General features: G+C 66.4%; 18 protein-coding genes. 12 read left to right on the forward strand and 6 right to left on the reverse strand.

Annotated elements, in window-relative coordinates; all coding sequences use genetic code 11:
• Position 1: 1 nt before the first annotated feature.
• Genes E5A73_RS15910 through E5A73_RS21445 form a run of 3 tightly spaced genes read left to right on the forward strand, consistent with a single transcriptional unit; the run spans position 2 to position 3,199 of the window.
• Positions 2 to 1,894, forward strand: a complete 1,893-nt coding sequence (locus tag E5A73_RS15910; RefSeq protein ID WP_135964824.1) for an XrtA/PEP-CTERM system amidotransferase — start codon at positions 2 to 4, stop codon at positions 1,892 to 1,894.
• Between the two features lie 56 nt (positions 1,895 to 1,950).
• On the forward strand, positions 1,951 to 2,790 hold the full coding sequence (locus E5A73_RS15915; protein WP_135964825.1) for a TIGR02587 family membrane protein: 840 nt from the start codon (positions 1,951 to 1,953) through the stop codon (positions 2,788 to 2,790).
• A 10-nt stretch (positions 2,791 to 2,800) separates the two neighbouring features.
• The gene (locus E5A73_RS21445; RefSeq protein ID WP_168355957.1) at positions 2,801 to 3,199 is read left to right on the forward strand and encodes a hypothetical protein; all 399 of its coding nucleotides are present in this window, start codon (positions 2,801 to 2,803) and stop codon (positions 3,197 to 3,199) included.
• Between the two features lie 37 nt (positions 3,200 to 3,236).
• On the opposite strand, the gene E5A73_RS15925 is transcribed toward E5A73_RS21445, so the two are convergent.
• The 3 genes from E5A73_RS15925 to E5A73_RS15935 all read right to left on the reverse strand — a co-directional run bounded on the left by E5A73_RS15925 (position 3,237) and on the right by E5A73_RS15935 (position 5,178).
• Positions 3,237 to 3,665, reverse strand: coding sequence for an MAPEG family protein (locus E5A73_RS15925; protein ID WP_135964826.1), 429 nt, complete (start codon positions 3,663 to 3,665; stop codon positions 3,237 to 3,239).
• A 61-nt stretch (positions 3,666 to 3,726) separates the two neighbouring features.
• The gene (locus tag E5A73_RS15930) at positions 3,727 to 4,710 is read right to left on the reverse strand and encodes an alpha/beta hydrolase (protein WP_135964827.1); all 984 of its coding nucleotides are present in this window, start codon (positions 4,708 to 4,710) and stop codon (positions 3,727 to 3,729) included.
• 57 nt (positions 4,711 to 4,767) lie between these two features.
• On the reverse strand, positions 4,768 to 5,178 hold the full coding sequence (locus E5A73_RS15935; protein ID WP_240700225.1) for a winged helix-turn-helix transcriptional regulator: 411 nt from the start codon (positions 5,176 to 5,178) through the stop codon (positions 4,768 to 4,770).
• A 101-nt stretch (positions 5,179 to 5,279) separates the two neighbouring features.
• Between E5A73_RS15935 and E5A73_RS15940 the strand changes: the two genes are divergently transcribed.
• Positions 5,280 to 6,047: an SDR family oxidoreductase gene (locus E5A73_RS15940; protein WP_135964828.1), complete on the forward strand. Its 768-nt coding sequence runs from the start codon at positions 5,280 to 5,282 to the stop codon at positions 6,045 to 6,047.
• A 10-nt stretch (positions 6,048 to 6,057) separates the two neighbouring features.
• Positions 6,058 to 6,270, forward strand: coding sequence for a tautomerase family protein (locus tag E5A73_RS15945; protein ID WP_135964829.1), 213 nt, complete (start codon positions 6,058 to 6,060; stop codon positions 6,268 to 6,270).
• Between the two features lie 73 nt (positions 6,271 to 6,343).
• On the opposite strand, the gene E5A73_RS15950 is transcribed toward E5A73_RS15945, so the two are convergent.
• Both E5A73_RS15950 and E5A73_RS15955 read right to left on the reverse strand, forming a co-directional pair.
• On the reverse strand, positions 6,344 to 7,423 hold the full coding sequence (locus E5A73_RS15950) for a 1,9-bis(guanidino)-5-aza-nonane synthase (protein WP_135964830.1): 1,080 nt from the start codon (positions 7,421 to 7,423) through the stop codon (positions 6,344 to 6,346).
• Between the two features lie 154 nt (positions 7,424 to 7,577).
• Positions 7,578 to 8,801: a type III PLP-dependent enzyme gene (locus E5A73_RS15955; RefSeq protein ID WP_135964831.1), complete on the reverse strand. Its 1,224-nt coding sequence runs from the start codon at positions 8,799 to 8,801 to the stop codon at positions 7,578 to 7,580.
• Positions 8,802 to 8,953: 152 nt separating this feature from the next.
• Here E5A73_RS15955 and E5A73_RS15960 point away from each other — a divergent pair, with 152 nt between their 5' ends.
• Genes E5A73_RS15960 through E5A73_RS21450 form a run of 3 tightly spaced genes read left to right on the forward strand, consistent with a single transcriptional unit; the run spans position 8,954 to position 10,268 of the window.
• Positions 8,954 to 9,922 (forward strand): threonine ammonia-lyase, encoded by a 969-nt coding sequence (locus E5A73_RS15960; RefSeq protein WP_206366517.1) that lies wholly within the window; start codon positions 8,954 to 8,956, stop codon positions 9,920 to 9,922.
• Positions 9,922 to 10,101, forward strand: a complete 180-nt coding sequence (locus tag E5A73_RS15965; protein WP_135964832.1) for a hypothetical protein — start codon at positions 9,922 to 9,924, stop codon at positions 10,099 to 10,101. The genes E5A73_RS15960 and E5A73_RS15965 overlap by 1 nt, the downstream gene beginning before the upstream one ends.
• Positions 10,101 to 10,268, forward strand: a complete 168-nt coding sequence (locus tag E5A73_RS21450; protein WP_206366518.1) for a hypothetical protein — start codon at positions 10,101 to 10,103, stop codon at positions 10,266 to 10,268. The genes E5A73_RS15965 and E5A73_RS21450 overlap by 1 nt, the downstream gene beginning before the upstream one ends.
• 159 nt (positions 10,269 to 10,427) lie before the next feature.
• Here the strand turns inward: E5A73_RS21450 and E5A73_RS15970 are convergent, their stop codons facing one another.
• Positions 10,428 to 11,084 (reverse strand): alpha/beta hydrolase, encoded by a 657-nt coding sequence (locus E5A73_RS15970; protein ID WP_135964833.1) that lies wholly within the window; start codon positions 11,082 to 11,084, stop codon positions 10,428 to 10,430.
• 92 nt (positions 11,085 to 11,176) lie between these two features.
• Here E5A73_RS15970 and E5A73_RS15975 point away from each other — a divergent pair, with 92 nt between their 5' ends.
• The 4 genes from E5A73_RS15975 (at position 11,177) to E5A73_RS15990 (ending at position 14,062) form a co-directional block, all read left to right on the forward strand.
• Positions 11,177 to 12,253, forward strand: a complete 1,077-nt coding sequence (locus tag E5A73_RS15975; protein ID WP_135964834.1) for a cysteine desulfurase family protein — start codon at positions 11,177 to 11,179, stop codon at positions 12,251 to 12,253.
• A complete protein-coding gene (locus E5A73_RS15980; protein ID WP_135964835.1) occupies positions 12,250 to 13,341 on the forward strand; it encodes a cysteine desulfurase family protein in 1,092 nt (363 codons plus the stop codon). Before E5A73_RS15975 ends, E5A73_RS15980 begins: the two co-directional genes overlap by 4 nt.
• Positions 13,338 to 13,673 carry a 2Fe-2S iron-sulfur cluster-binding protein gene (locus tag E5A73_RS15985; RefSeq protein ID WP_135964836.1) on the forward strand — a complete coding sequence of 112 codons (336 nt, stop codon included), beginning with the start codon at positions 13,338 to 13,340 and terminating at the stop codon, positions 13,671 to 13,673. Before E5A73_RS15980 ends, E5A73_RS15985 begins: the two co-directional genes overlap by 4 nt.
• A gap of 104 nt (positions 13,674 to 13,777) precedes the next feature.
• Entirely contained in the window at positions 13,778 to 14,062 is a 285-nt protein-coding gene (locus E5A73_RS15990; RefSeq protein WP_135964837.1) for a hypothetical protein, read from the forward strand.
• Positions 14,063 to 14,126 lie beyond the last annotated feature (64 nt).

The raw sequence follows: 14,126 nt of genomic DNA on the forward strand, positions 1-14,126 counted from the left end.
CATGTGCGGCATTGCGGGGCTCTATTACCCCGCCATAGCGAAACCCGTCGATCCGGCGCGGATCGTCCAGATGCGCGACGCACTGGCGCATCGCGGGCCCGATGGCGCGGGGGTGTGGACTGCGCCGGGCGTCGGGCTCGGCCATCGCCGGCTGTCGATCATCGATCTGGAAGGGGGCGTGCAGCCGATGGCGACGCCCGACCAGAGCGTCGTCGTCACCTATAACGGCGAGATCTACAATTTCCGCGAGGTTCGCGCCGAGCTCGAGCTCAAGGGTGCGCGGTTCCATACCGAGAGCGATACCGAAGTGCTGCTCCATGGCTGGCGCGCCTGGGGCCCGGCGATGCTCGAAAAGCTCAACGGGATGTTCGCCTTCGCGCTCTACGATGCGGAGAAACAGTGCCTGTTCCTCGCGCGCGACCGCTTCGGGGTGAAGCCGCTGGTTTATACCAAGCTGGCCGATGGCGGGGTGGCGTTCGCATCGGAGATCAAGGGCTTGCTGGCCCACCCTCTGTTCCGGCGGCGACCCGATTTCCGCGCGGTCGAGGATTATATGGGACTCGGCTATGTGCCCGACGACGCCTCGCTGCTGGTGGGAGTCAAGAAATTGCCCGCGGGGCATTATCTGCTGCTCCAGCGCGGTAAGCGCATGCCCCAGCCGGTGCGCTGGTGGGATGTCGATTTCTCCAACCGCGCGACGGGCAAAATCCGCGATCTCGAAGCCGAGCTGATCGACCGGATGCGCGCCGCGGTGCGTGCGCGGATGATCGCCGACGTACCTCTGGGGGCATTTCTCTCAGGCGGAGTCGACAGCAGCGCCGTGGTCGCGCTGATGGCCGAGGCTAGCAAGACCGCGGTCAAGACCTGCACGATCGGCTTCGATGAGGCCGATCACGACGAGACCAACCATGCCGCGTTGATCGCGGAGCGCTTTGCGACTGCGCATAGCGCGCGGCGGGTGAGTGCCGACGATTTCGCGCTGATCGACACGCTGGTCACGGCGTTCGACGAGCCGTTCGCCGATGCATCTGCGCTGCCCACCTATCGGGTATGCGAGCTGGCGCGCGAGACGGTGACGGTGGCGCTGTCGGGTGACGGGGCCGACGAGGCGTTTGCGGGATATCGGCGTTACAAGTTCTTCGCCGCCGAGGAGCGGATGCGCGGGCTGCTGCCCGAGAAGTTTCGCGCGAACCTGTTCGGGACCTTGGGTCGCCTCTATCCCAAGGCCGACTGGGCACCGCGGGCGTTCCGGGCGAAGACGACGTTGCTGGCGCTCGCCGAGAATGGCGAGTTCGCCTATCCCAAGGCGGTTGGGGTCACAGCACCCGAACTGCGCGACCGGCTCTACACCGGCGCGGCCAGACACACGCTCGCGGGGCACACCGCCGAGCAGCGTTATGTCGATGCGATGCGGCGCGCACCGGCGCGCGACGGGCTCGACCGCGCGCAATATGCCGATATCCAGCATTGGCTGCCGGGCGACATCCTGACCAAGGTCGATCGCACCAGCATGGCGGTGAGCCTCGAAGCCCGCGAGCCTCTGCTCGACTATAAGCTCGTCGAATTCGCCGCGACCTTGCCGCCGGCGCTGCGGATCAAGGCCGGGCAGGGCAAATGGCTGATGAAGAAGGCGCTCGAGCCCTATCTGCCGAAGGAAATCCTGTACCGGCCCAAAATGGGGTTCGTGACTCCGATCAGCGCCTGGTTCCGGGGGGCGCTGGCCGACGAGGCGGCGGCGCTGGCGCGTTCGCGCGTGCTCGCCGGGACGGGCTGGTTCGAGCCGGCAGCAATCGAGAAGCTGGCGGCGGAGCACAAGGCGGGGCGGGCCGAGCATGGCCGGACGCTGTGGCAGCTGATGATGCTCGAGCGGAGCCTGGAAAAGCTGTTCGGCTGAGCGGCAGGGGTGCGGAGGGTTGTTGACGGCCTCCGGGCGTGGGAGGGTGATGGCCAATGACCGCGCTCCGCCCCAATCTCGATTTTGCCTATAGCTTGGCGCGGGCGTTCGGTGGCGCGATCATCTTCGGGCTTCCGCTGCTGATGACGATGGAGATGTGGTCGATCGGGCTCTACGTCCATCCGCTGCGGCTGCTTCTGTTCATCGCGGCCAATTTCGTGGTGCTGGTGTTCCTGTCGCGCTTCGGCGGGTTCGAGCGGACGGCCAATTTGCGCGAAGACATGCTCGACGCATTCGCCGCTTATGCCGTCGGCATGATCTCGTCGGTGGCGATCCTGTGCCTGTTCGGGCTGCTCTCGCGCGGGACGGCACTCGACGAGTTGGTCGGGATGGTCGCCATCCAGGCGGTGCCGGGAAGCTTCGGCGCGATGATCGCGCGCAAGCAACTGACCGGCGGCGATCCGGACGAAGGCGAAGACGAGGATGAGGCGAAGGCCGCCCGCTCCGCCGGCTATGCCGGTCAATTGTTCCTGATGCTCGCCGGAGCGCTGTTCCTTGCGTTCAATGTCGCGCCGACCGAGGAAATGATCCTGATCGCCTACAAGATGAATCCGTGGCAGATCTTGCTGCTGATGCTCGCGTCGATGTTGCTGTTGCACATTCTGGTGTTCGCGGTCGGCTTTGCCGGACAGGAAGAGCCCGAGGGCTTCGGCATTGTGCGGCGCTTCCTCCTGTTCACCGTGCCCGGCTATGCCATCGCGCTCGCGGTGAGCTTCTACGTGCTGTGGACCTTCGGCCGGGTCGACGGGAATGCCTTTGCCGTAATCGCGGAAACCATGGTGGTGCTGGGCTTCCCCGCCGCGATCGGCGCGGCGATAGCGCGGCTGGTGGTCTAGGGAGAGTCGGATGGCATCGGACAGGAAATCGCCGCCGACATCGGCGCTCGAATGGATTGCGGCGGGGCTGGGGCTGGCGGGGCTCCTGTTCGTCGTCGCGGTCATCGGTCGCGAGGCACTGACCGGGGAGACGGCGCAACTTCCGGTGCTGGAGGTGCGCGCCGAGCGGGTGCTGCCCAACGCCGCGGGATTCGTGGTCGAGTTCGAGGTGGTGAACCGGTCCAGCGGGACCGCGGCGGCGGTGGAGATCGAGGGACAGATCGGGCCCGAGGCAAATCCTGTCGAGACGAGCAGCGCGACGCTCGATTATGTCGCGGGCGACGCGAGCGCCAAGGGCGGGTTGTTCTTCAAGCACGATCCGCGGGGGCAGAGGCTGGCGCTGCGGGCGCTGGGATTCCAGACACCGTGAACCGGTCCTGCCTCGCCCGGCGAGGGAGGATTCGGGCTCAGTGCAGCAGCGCGATGCCGGCGTGGAGGGTGAGCGCGACCAGCGCGAACGTCGACAGCACGAACAGGCTGAAACGCACCGCGACCTTGTTGAAGGTTGCCTGGACGAGGCTGTGGGCAATGCGCAGCGCGACATAGGCCCAGGCTATCCACGCATTGATGCCGTCGCCCGCGCCGAGCAGCGCCAGCGCGAAGCTGACCGCGTAGAACAGGGTCGGCTGTTCCATCAGGTGGATGTAATTGTGCGCCGGCCATTGCGCGCGCTCCTCGACCATGCCGTCGAGGATGCCGGGGCGGCCGCCGCGCGCCCGCGCCATGTCTATCCCGGCGCGCTTGAGCGCGGGCATCCGCACCAGGAACATCCAGATGAGCATGACGAGCGACCAGGCGACGAGCGCCACGACGGGCGCGATGATCTGGCTGTGCATTTCGGGTCCCCTCCGATTTGTCGCGCGAAGCTGCCGCAATCGGTTCGGGAATGCAACGGAGCTAGCGTCTGGCGGTCCAGCGCGCGAAGATGTCGGTCCACAGGCGGCCCGGGGAATCGGCGGGGAGATGGAGCGCGCCGAAGCCATGGCCACCCTTTTCGAGGATATGCGCCTCGACCGGGACGTTCGCGGCGCGGCATTTTTCGATCGTCAGCAGGCTCTGCGCGACGGGCACGGTGCCGTCGTCGACAGCGTGGACGAGGAAGATCGGCGGAGTCTCAGCGGTGATCCGGTCGCTGGTCTCGTAGCGGGCGAGGAGCGCGGGGTCCTGGTTGTTGCCGAGCAGCATGCCGGCCGAGCGACTGTTGAGGCCCGCGGTGCTGAACGAGACGACCGGATAGACGAGCCCGGCGAAATCGGGGCGGGCGCTCTGCCGGTCGGCGGCATCGACCGGCGCATAGACTCGATCGGCATGCCCGACCGCAAGCGAAGCACCGAGATGGCCGCCGGCCGAGAAGCCGCATATGCCGAGCTTCGCCGGATCCACGCCGAACTTGCCGGCCTGTGCGCGGATCAGCCGCATCGCGCGCTGCGCATCCTGGAGTGGCACGTCGGCGCGATTCGCCCAGCCTTCGCCGGGCAGGCGATAGGCGAGGACGAAGACGGTGATGCCGTGCTGGGTCAGTGCCTTGGCGACATCCACGCCTTCATTCTCGACCGAGACGAAACCATAGCCGCCGCCGGGGATCGAGAGCACCGCCCGGCCATCGGGCTTTGCGGGGCGATAGACGCCGACCATCGGCTCGGAGACGCCGCGCAGCCACAGCTCCTTGAAGCTGCCGTTGACGGTGAAGTTGTTGGCGGGAAGCGGGCTCGGTGCACCGGGAGGCGAGCCGGGCCAGAGCTTGAAGTGCTCGCGCGGCGGCCAAGATGCGGTGCCGGTGCCGAGGACATAGGGCATGGAGGCATCCTGCGCGCGGGCGGCGGGAACGAGCGCGAGGCTCGCGGCGGCGCCTCCGATCAGCGTGCGGCGGTCGATCTGCATGACATCCTCCCCGTTTTCTAGTGCTGTCCTAGCGCGGTTTGCCGCCGGGCAGGAAGACTAGATCGCCGCGCGCGAATCGAAGGTGGCGCGCGCCGTCTCGATCCGCTCGAGATTGGCTTCGGCCCATAGCCAGACGCTGCAAAAGGCTGCGCCGAGGGTCTCGCCGAGATCGGTGAGGCGATAGTCAACCCGCGGCGGGATCACGGCGTGAACCGTGCGATCGACCAGGCCGTCGCGCTCCATCTGGCGGAGCGTCTGGGTGAGCATCTTCTGGCTGATCCCGGGCACCAGCTTGGCGATATGGGTGAAGCGCAGATGCTCGTGCTCGGCAAGCGCTTCGAGGATCAGCATCGTCCATTTGTCGGCGACGCGGCCGATCACGTCCGTCACCAGCGCGTCGACGCGGGGATCCCCGGCGTCGGGCCAGGGTTTCTGTCGCGTGGGAGGAAGCGGCACGGACTTGGCCAAAATACAGTCTCCAAAAGGTGCGTATAATTCTTTTCGGTGCCTTCTTACGGATGGAGAGTAGCGGTTTAGATTGGCGGCAGCAACGCAACAGGAGCATCGCAATGAAGACCAGCGGCAACACCATTTTGATCACCGGCGGCGGCTCGGGCATCGGCGCGGCACTCGCGCAGCGCTTCCATGCGCAGGGTAACCAGGTGATCATCGCAGGGCGGCGCCGCGAAGCGCTGGACGAAGTCGTCGACGGCCGCGACGGGATGTTCGCGATGACGCTCGATGTCGAAAGCGCCGACGCGATCGAGGATTTCGCGCTGCGCGTGATCGCCGAGCATCCGTCGCTCAACGTGCTGATCAACAATGCTGGGATCATGCGCTTCGAAGCGCTCGATACGCGGCGCGACCTCGCCGACGCGGAGACGACGATCACGACCAACCTGTTGGGTCCGATCCGGCTGACCAATGCGCTGATCGACCATCTGACCGCACGCGTCGACGCGGCGATCGTCAACCTCACCTCGGGCCTCGCCTTCGTGCCGCTGATCGATACGCCGACCTACAACGCCACCAAGGCAGCGATGCACAGCTACACGGTGTCGCTGCGCGAGACGCTGAGGGGCAGGGTGGAAGTGATCGAGCTGGCGCCGCCGGCGGTTCAGACCGGCCTGACGCCGGGGCAGGAGAACCGCCCAGGCTACCAGCCGCTCGCGGAGTTCATTGACGACGTGATGGCGCTGTTCGGCCAGCAGCCGACGCCGAGCGAACTCCTTGTCGAGCGAGTCAAGTTCCTGCGCAACGCCGAGGCCGAGGGGCGCTTCGATTCGACCTTGAAGCAGCTCAACGACACCGCGCGCGCGGCGCGAAACGCCCAATAGGAGGACGATCATGCCATTTGCCAATTTCAAGCTTCCGCAAGCCGCGCTTTCGCGCGCGCAGAAGGAAGAGCTGGTCCATCGCACCACTGCGATGCTCGTCGACTATTTCGGCGAAGGGGCGCGAGCGCACACCATGGTGCTGATCGAGGACGTGCCGGACGGCGGCTATGCCCGGGCGGACGAGGTGTTCGTGGTGCCCGAGGAATGGCGCGCCAGGGAATAGCTGGCGAAGTGCAGCGTTACAGAAAGGGCCGGGGATCGCTCCCCGGCCTTTTCGTTTTTCCGGTTTGCCAGGTTCAGGCGAAGAGCTTCGCCCAGCCGCGCTTGGCGCGATCCTTCCAGTGGCCGCGATGGTAGGCGTCCGAAGCGAGGAGCGGCATTACCGAACCCGCCTCGGCGAACACCATCTGCTCGATGCCGGTGTTGACCTTGCCCCAGCTCGCGGCTTCCTGCAGCGTCGAGGACGAGCAGGCCCCGTCGCGGACATCGGCGACGGTGATCTGCACCGCGTACTTATGTACCGCGACATCCTCATGCCCGAGGATCTCGGCGCAGACGACGGTGTCCTGGATGAAGTTCTTGGGCACGCCGCCGCCAATCATCAGCAGGCCGGTGGTGCCCGCCGCGATCTTGATCTCGGTGAGCTCGCGGAAGTCGGCGACTGCGTCGATCATCAGATAGGGGCGGCCTTCCTTGGCCGCATCGACCTGATGCTTGACCAGGCCGAAGCCTGCCGACGAGTCGACAAAGGCCGGGCAGAAGATCGGCACGTCATGCTCGTAAGCGAGCTTGACGAGGCTGTTCTCCTTCTTGCCGTGCTCGACGAGATACTTGCCCATCTCGCGGATGAACGCCCGGCTCGAATAGGCCTTGGGCTCGAGGCTCTCGGCAATCTCGAAGATCGTGTGGTCGACATTCTGGAGGTCGGTTTCGTCGATGTACGTGTCGTAGATGCGATCGATGTAGAGCGAGCGCAGCGTATCGTCGTCGGGGATCTCGAGCGCCTGATAATGCTTGTGGCCGAGGCCCTCGAAGAAATCCATGTCGACGATGGTGGCGCCGGTGGCGACGATGCCGTCGACCATGTTGTTGCGGACCAGCTCGGCATAGAGGTCCATGCAGCCGCCGGCCGAGGTCGAGCCTGCGATCACGAGGAAAATCGTGCAGTCCTTGTCGGCCAGCATCTGGTTGTAGATGTTGGTCGCGCGGCCGAGATCGCGGCTGGTGAAGCTCATATCGGCCATCGCATCGACGATCGGTCGCGCGTCGAAGCTGGTGATGTCGATATGCTTGACCTGCTTCGAGAGCAGCTCCGCCTTGCGGGTGTCGTTGATCGGCGGATTTGCCGATGCGGTCTTGGTGAGGGTGTCGGTCATGGGATTCCCATCTGCATGGCCGTCGTCATTCAAAGGGGACGCGGAAACCCGTTGGGCGGACCGAAGCCCGCCAAATAGCCGTCATCCCGGCGAACGCCGGGATCTCGTGCCAGAGGCCTGAGACCCCGGCTTTCGCCAGGGTGACGGGAAATGGTTACAGCTTGACGACGTTGTTCGCTACGGCGGGTTCTTCGACCTCGGTGTAGAGCGATACCATCGGCTCGTCGTCGACGATCACCGTTTGGTCCGATCCGAAGCCGTTGAACGCGGTGCGCATCGCCGAACCATAGGCGCCGAGCATGCCGATCTCGATATAGTCGCCGGCACGGATGTCGGCGGGCAGCAGGAACGGGCCCGCCATGTGGTCGAGATCGTCGCAGGTCGGACCGTAGAAGCTGAACTCCATATCCTTGGCGTTCGAATCCGGCTGCCTGAGCAGGCTGACCGGGAAGCGCCAGCCGACATGCGCGGCATCAAACAGCGCGCCATAAGCGCCGTCGTTGATATAGAGTTCGGCACCGCGGCGACGCTCGACGCGGACGATGAGCGAGCTATATTCCGCACAGAGCGCGCGGCCGGGCTCGCACCACAATTCGGACGAATAGCTGACCGGCAGCGATTCGAACGCGCGGTGGATCGTTGCGAAATAACGCTCGAGCGGCGGCGGCTCCATGCCGGGATAGGACGAGGGGAACCCGCCGCCGACATCGATCACGTCGACGGTGACCGCCGCCTCGACGATCGCTGCGCGGACGCGCTCCATCGCATTGGCATAGGCCTCGGGCGACATCGCCTGGCTGCCGACATGGAAGCAGATGCCCAGGGCATCGGCGACCTGACGGGTGGCCATGAGCAGTTCCTTGGACTCGCCGGGGCCCGCGCCGAACTTCGAGGCGAGGCTGAGCTTCGAATGATCCGACGAGACGCGCAGCCGCACGCAGAGCGTCAGATCCTCGGCGCCCTTGGTGGCGAAGACGATCTTGTCGAGTTCTTCAATCGAGTCGAGGCTGAACACGCGGACGCCGTGGACGAAATACGCCTCGGCGATCGCTTCCTCGGCCTTGACCGGGTGCATGAAGCACAAAGTCGCGCCCGACAGCGTCGATGCGACGAGACGCACCTCGGCGATCGAGGCGACATCGTAATGCGTGACGCCGCTATCCCACAGGATCTGCAGGAGATCCGGCGAGGGATTGGCCTTCACGGCATACATCGAGCGACCCGGAAACTTCTCGACGAAGAAGCGGGCGGCGCGCGATGCTGCGTGCGGACGAGTCAACGTTACCGGTTGAACCGGGCGCTGGGCGACAATGTCGATACCGCGAAGGGCGGTCGAACGGGGAGACGCTAACCCCAGCGCGCTATGATATTTGTGCAATTCAAGGGACCTCCAAATGCCTCGCGGCAATCATTGACGAAAAGCTGCCTTGCGGTTGGAAGTCCCATGGGGCAGCGGAAGGCGGCATTTAGGGACGAGGTCCCCCCATGTAAAGCGATTCGGTATCCGGAAATGTACGGCGGGGGTGAAGTGTGACGATTGTGCGACAGCCGACTCGGGCGGGAGTGCGGGATGCCGCGGCGAAGATCGCGGCGATCCTGCCGCAAACGCCTCTGCTGACAGTGGAAATTCGTGGGGTACCGGTGTGCTTCAAGGCGGAGTCGCTGCAGCCGATCGGCGCCTTCAAGATCCGCGGCGCGTGGCATCGGCTGACGGCGCTGGACTCCGCTGCGCGCGAACGGGGCGTCGTCGCTTTCTCGTCGGGGAATCATGCGCAGGGAATCGCGTGGGCTGCGAGGAAGCTCGGTATCCCGGCGGTGATCGTGATGCCGTCCGACGCCCCGAAGGTGAAGCTCGACGCGACGCTGGCGATGGGCGCCGAAGTGGTGAAATATGATCGCGCGAGGGAGAGCCGCGAAAAAATCGCCGCGCACCTTGCGCACGCACGAGGGGCTGCATTGGTGCCGAGCTTCGACGATCCGTGGATCATCGAGGGGCAGGGCAGCGCCGGGATCGAGGCGATGACCCAGATGGTCGAGAGGAAGCTTGCCGATCCCTCGAACGTCGTGGTGCCGTGCGGCGGCGGCGGGCTCGCCGCTGGACTGGCGTTGGCGCTGCCCGAGGCTGCGATCACCCTGGTCGAGCCCGAGGGCTGGGACGATATGCGCCGTAGCCTGGAGGCTGGCTGGATCGAGCCGGTGGGCGACAATCCGCCGCCGACGGCGTGCGATGCGCTGCAGACCAAGGAGGTCTCTCCGCTGACCTTCGACGTGCTCAGCCGGCGCGACGCCAGGGGCATCGCGGTGAGCGAGCGCGAGATTCGCGATGCCCAGCGCTGGGCGGCGGCGAAGCTGCGGCTGGTGTTAGAGCCGGGCGGTTCGGTCGCGCTCGCGGCTTTGCTCGCCGGCAAGGTCGACGTGACGCCGGGATTGCTCGTGGTGCTTTCGGGGGGCAATGCCGATCCGGACGCCTATGCGGCGGTGCTGGGATCGAGGGACTGATGAAGGAGACGCAGTTCGGCGCGGTGCTCGCCAACGTGCTCAGCGTGGCGACACGCGGGGTGGGGCTTTTCCTGTGGTATTTCCTACGGCTGATCTATCGCGGCGAGCCGAAGGTGGTCGCCGGTTTCGCCGGCGTTGGGCTGGCCATCGTCCTGCTGGTCTGGCTGATCGTGCGATGATGGATCCCGGGCTCAATCCGCTGTTGCTGAGCATCGCAGTGGTGGCGATGTTCGCGCTGGTCTGGGGCGGGGTGCGGACCTGGCGCGGCGGTGATCGAGTGAAGGGCGTGCTGATGGGGATCTGTGCGCTGGTGCTGCTGGGGAATTTGCTGATCTGGTCGGTGTGAAAGAGCGGCAGGGCAACTCTTTCCCTCTCCCTGTGGGAGCTAGGTGGGGGTGTTCGCACTCTCGATAGTCCGATTGCCCTCACCCAGCTCCGACTAGGACCCGCTGAAGAAGCGGGCCCAAGTCTGCGCAACCCCTCCCGATGGGAGAGGGTAGATAATTCACCGAATCGGCGAATTCGGATCCAGCCGCATGTCCAAATACTTGTCCACCGAGCCCATCAATTGCTCCATTTCGTCCTGGAAGAAATGGTTCGCCTGCGGGATCGTGTCGTGGTGGATGGTGATGTGCTTCTGGGTGCGCAATTTGTCGACGAGCTTCTGCGTCGCCGCCGGAGTCGCGACTTCGTCGCCCTCGCCCTGGATGATGATGCCCGAAGAGGGGCAGGGCGCGAGGAAGCTGAAATCATACATGTTGGCCGGGGGGGCGACCGAGATGAAGCCGCGAATCTCGGGGCGGCGCATCAGAAGCTGCATGCCGATCCAGGCGCCGAAGCTGACTCCGGCGATCCAGGTGGTCGAGGCCTCGGGGTGGAAGCTCTGCACCCAGTCGAGCGCCGACGCGGCATCCGAGAGCTCGCCGATGCCGTTGTCGAACGTGCCCTGGCTCTTGCCGACGCCGCGGAAATTGAAGCGCAGGGTGGCGAAGCCGCGGCGCTGGAAAGTCTTGTAGAGCTCCTGGACGATGCGGTTGTTCATCGTGCCGCCGGCATTGGGATGCGGGTGTAGGATCATCGCAACGGGCGCGCGGGGCTTGGGAGCGGGGGCGAAACGCCCTTCGAGACGGCCTTCGGGACCGGGGAAGATGACTTCGGGCAATGTAAGCCTGCCTTGAAAAGGGGACGCGCAGTGTAGCGCGGGGAATTGGGCGCTATATAGGCAGCGCCCGCTTTTGCGCAATTGGAACCAATTTGGCCGACCGTATCTATCTGGACCATGCCGCGACGACCCCGATGACAGACGCCGCCGTGGCCGCGGTTGTCGAGGGAATGGCGCATTGGGCAAATCCCTCCTCGCCGCACGCCGAAGGGCGCGCGGCGCGGGCGGCGCTGGAGAAGGCGCGCGCGGAGATCGCGTCTGCCTATGGCTGGGCGCACGAACTGGTGCTGACCTCGGGAGCGAGCGAATCGCTGCATCTCGCGCTGACGCGATCAATGGCGGCGCGGCGGCTGATCACGGCGGTGGAGCATGATTCGGTGCTGCGGCATTCGGAGGGGGCGAAGGTGCTGCCGGTGACGCACGACGGCGCCCTCGATCTCGATGCGCTGCGCGGCGCGCTGGCGGGGGAGGGCCGCAGCCTGCTCTGCGTGCAATGGGCGAACAGCGAGACCGGGGTGCGCCAGCCGATCGCGGCGATCGGCGAAATCGTCCATGCGGCGGGGGGCATCCTGCTGGTCGACGCGGCGCAGATGCCGGCGCGAGCCGACGACGCCGTGCTCCGGCATGCCGATCTGGTCGCGGTGTCTGCGCACAAGCGCGGCGGGCCGCCCGGGATCGGGGCGCTGCTGGTGCGCGATTTCGGCGTGCTGTTGCCGATGGGCGGGCAGGAGAAGGGCTATCGCGCCGGGACCGAGAATCTGCCGGGTGCGCTCGGCTATGCAGCGGCGATCGGCCAGCCCGAGGATATCGCGCGGATGGCGCAACTGCGAGGGGGATTGGAGATGGCGATACGCGGCGCCGGCGGCGAAGTGGTCGGCGAAGCCAGTCCGCGCAGCCCGATGATCGGGGCGTATCGGATGCCGGGCGTGTCGGCGGCGGCGCAGCTGATTCGCTTCGACCTGGGCGGCATCTCGGTGTCGGCGGGAAGCGCCTGCTCGTCGGGCAGCATGCGGCCGAGCCATGTGCTGGCGGCGATGGGCTGGCACGAGCCGGAGTTGCGCGAAGTGGTGCGGGTGAGCTTCGGGCGGACCACGACCGAGGGGGAGGTGGATCGCTTCGCCGAGCTCTGGCGCAGCACTGCCGACGCGGCACGGGCGCGCGCGGCATGACCTATCTCGATTATCAGGCGACGACGCCGCTCGCACCCGAAGCGCTGACCGCGATGCTGCCGTGGCTCGAGAGGCAGCACGCCAACCCGCACTCCGCCCATGCGGCTGGACGGGCCGCCAAGGCAGTGGTCGAGGTAGCGCGCGACGAGATTGCCGGGTTGATGCCTGAGGGCGGCGCGGTGAGCTTCACCAGCGGCGCGACCGAAGCGCTCAACTGGGCGATCAAGGGCATAACGGGCCCCATCGTCACGCTCGCGACCGAGCATGCCGCGGTGCTCGACACCGTTGCTGCCGAGGCGCGCAAGGGGCGCGACGTGACGGTGTTGCCCGTCGGCGAAGACGGGTTGGTCGATCTGGCGGCGGCGAAGGCGGCAATCCGGCCGGATACCGGGCTGGTCGCGGCGATGCTGGTCAACAACGAGATCGGCGTGATCCAGCCGGTCGAGCAATTGGCCGAGCTGGCCCGGGCGGCGGGCGCGCGGTTCCTGTGCGACGCGGTACAGGGCTATGGACGCGTGCTGACCCCGGAAGGGTGCGATCTGGTCGCGATATCGGCACACAAGATCCACGGCCCCAAGGGCGTCGGCGCCCTGTGGATCCGCGACGGCGTGATGCTCGAGCCGTTGCTCCATGGCGGCGGGCAGGAGCCGGGCGGGCGATCAGGGACCTTGTCGCCGGCACTGTGCGCGGGCTTCGGCGCGGCGGCGCGGCTCGCCAAGCAGCGCTTCGGCGCCGACCACGCGCATGGCGAGCAGCTGTTTCGTGCCGCGCTCGCGCATATCGGCTCGGACTGGACGCTCAATGGATCGCGCGACGAACGCTATCACGGCAATCTCAACCTGCGCCGTACCGGACTCGACGTGGCGCGGCTGATGTCGGACCTGCGCAACATCGCCTTCTCGGCGGGCTCGGCCTGCGCGAGCGGATCGGGGCGGCCGAGCCATGTGCTGCGCGCGATCGGGCTTAGCGATGCCGAGACGCGGTCGAGCATCCGGATCGGGTTCGGGCGCTACACCAGCGAGGAGGAGCTGATCGAAGCACTCGATCGCGTCGATGCCGCGGCGCGTGCGCAGAAGGCGGCGGCATGATCCGGGTCCGTTTCATCAGCGCCGATAAAGGCGAGACGCGCGACGTGGAAGCTGCCGAGGGCGCGATCTTGCTCGAAGTCGCGCAGAATGCCGGCCAGCCGCTGGAGGGCACGTGCGAGGGGCAGATGTCGTGCTCGACATGCCATGTCGTCGTCGATGCCGAGGATTTCGCGCGGCTGCCGCGTGCGAGCGAGGAAGAGGAAGACATGCTCGATCTCGCGGTGGGCGCGGTGCGGACCAGCCGGCTGGCCTGCCAGATCGTCCTCGACGCCAGCCTCGACGGGCTGACGGTGCGGATGCCCCCCGAGCATCGCGACATGCAGGGGCGCTAAGCGCGCGGTCACGCTCGTGCAAGCGGCGGCGGCACGGAACTAATGCGGTTGTTTCGGGATTGCACCGACGCAGGGGTTGATCCTGACATCGGGAGAGTAAGGCAATGAAGATTCTAACGCTTGTAGCAGCAGCCGCCGCGGCGATGCTTGCAGTGCCGGCCGCGTCCGCGGCGACGGTCGCCGCGCCGACGGCTATCACCGCCGCGGCTTTCGCGGCCAGTGCCACTGCGTTGCCCCAGGACGGACGCCGGTGGGAGCGCACCGAACGTCGTACCGAACGGCGCGTTCGTCGCTCGCATCGCCGGGCCCATACGCGGACGGTCTGCACGCGCAAATGGCGCAACGGCAATCGGGTCCGCATTTGCCGCAAGGTGCGTTCTTACCGCTGATCACTTGGGGGGGAGCGCCAATCGGGCGCTCCCGCCCCTTGCCTCGCCGCGGCACTTCGCCCAT

The organism is Sphingomonas gei, from assembly GCF_004792685.1.
GTDB lineage: Bacteria > Pseudomonadota > Alphaproteobacteria > Sphingomonadales > Sphingomonadaceae > Sphingomonas > Sphingomonas gei.

Coding starts and splice junctions, on each gene's coding strand:
- E5A73_RS15980 (WP_135964835.1), top strand. CDS start 12,250: ATGACCTATCTCGATTATCAGGCGACGACGCCGCTCGCACCCGAAGCG.
- E5A73_RS15940 (WP_135964828.1), top strand. CDS start 5,280: ATGAAGACCAGCGGCAACACCATTTTGATCACCGGCGGCGGCTCGGGC.
- E5A73_RS15965 (WP_135964832.1), top strand. CDS start 9,922: ATGAAGGAGACGCAGTTCGGCGCGGTGCTCGCCAACGTGCTCAGCGTG.
- E5A73_RS15930 (WP_135964827.1), bottom strand. CDS start 4,710: ATGCAGATCGACCGCCGCACGCTGATCGGAGGCGCCGCCGCGAGCCTC.
- E5A73_RS21445 (WP_168355957.1), top strand. CDS start 2,801: ATGGCATCGGACAGGAAATCGCCGCCGACATCGGCGCTCGAATGGATT.
- E5A73_RS15990 (WP_135964837.1), top strand. CDS start 13,778: ATGAAGATTCTAACGCTTGTAGCAGCAGCCGCCGCGGCGATGCTTGCA.
- E5A73_RS15950 (WP_135964830.1), bottom strand. CDS start 7,423: ATGACCGACACCCTCACCAAGACCGCATCGGCAAATCCGCCGATCAAC.
- E5A73_RS15925 (WP_135964826.1), bottom strand. CDS start 3,665: ATGCACAGCCAGATCATCGCGCCCGTCGTGGCGCTCGTCGCCTGGTCG.
- E5A73_RS15985 (WP_135964836.1), top strand. CDS start 13,338: ATGATCCGGGTCCGTTTCATCAGCGCCGATAAAGGCGAGACGCGCGAC.
- E5A73_RS15945 (WP_135964829.1), top strand. CDS start 6,058: ATGCCATTTGCCAATTTCAAGCTTCCGCAAGCCGCGCTTTCGCGCGCG.
- E5A73_RS15915 (WP_135964825.1), top strand. CDS start 1,951: ATGACCGCGCTCCGCCCCAATCTCGATTTTGCCTATAGCTTGGCGCGG.
- E5A73_RS21450 (WP_206366518.1), top strand. CDS start 10,101: ATGGATCCCGGGCTCAATCCGCTGTTGCTGAGCATCGCAGTGGTGGCG.
- E5A73_RS15910 (WP_135964824.1), top strand. CDS start 2: ATGTGCGGCATTGCGGGGCTCTATTACCCCGCCATAGCGAAACCCGTC.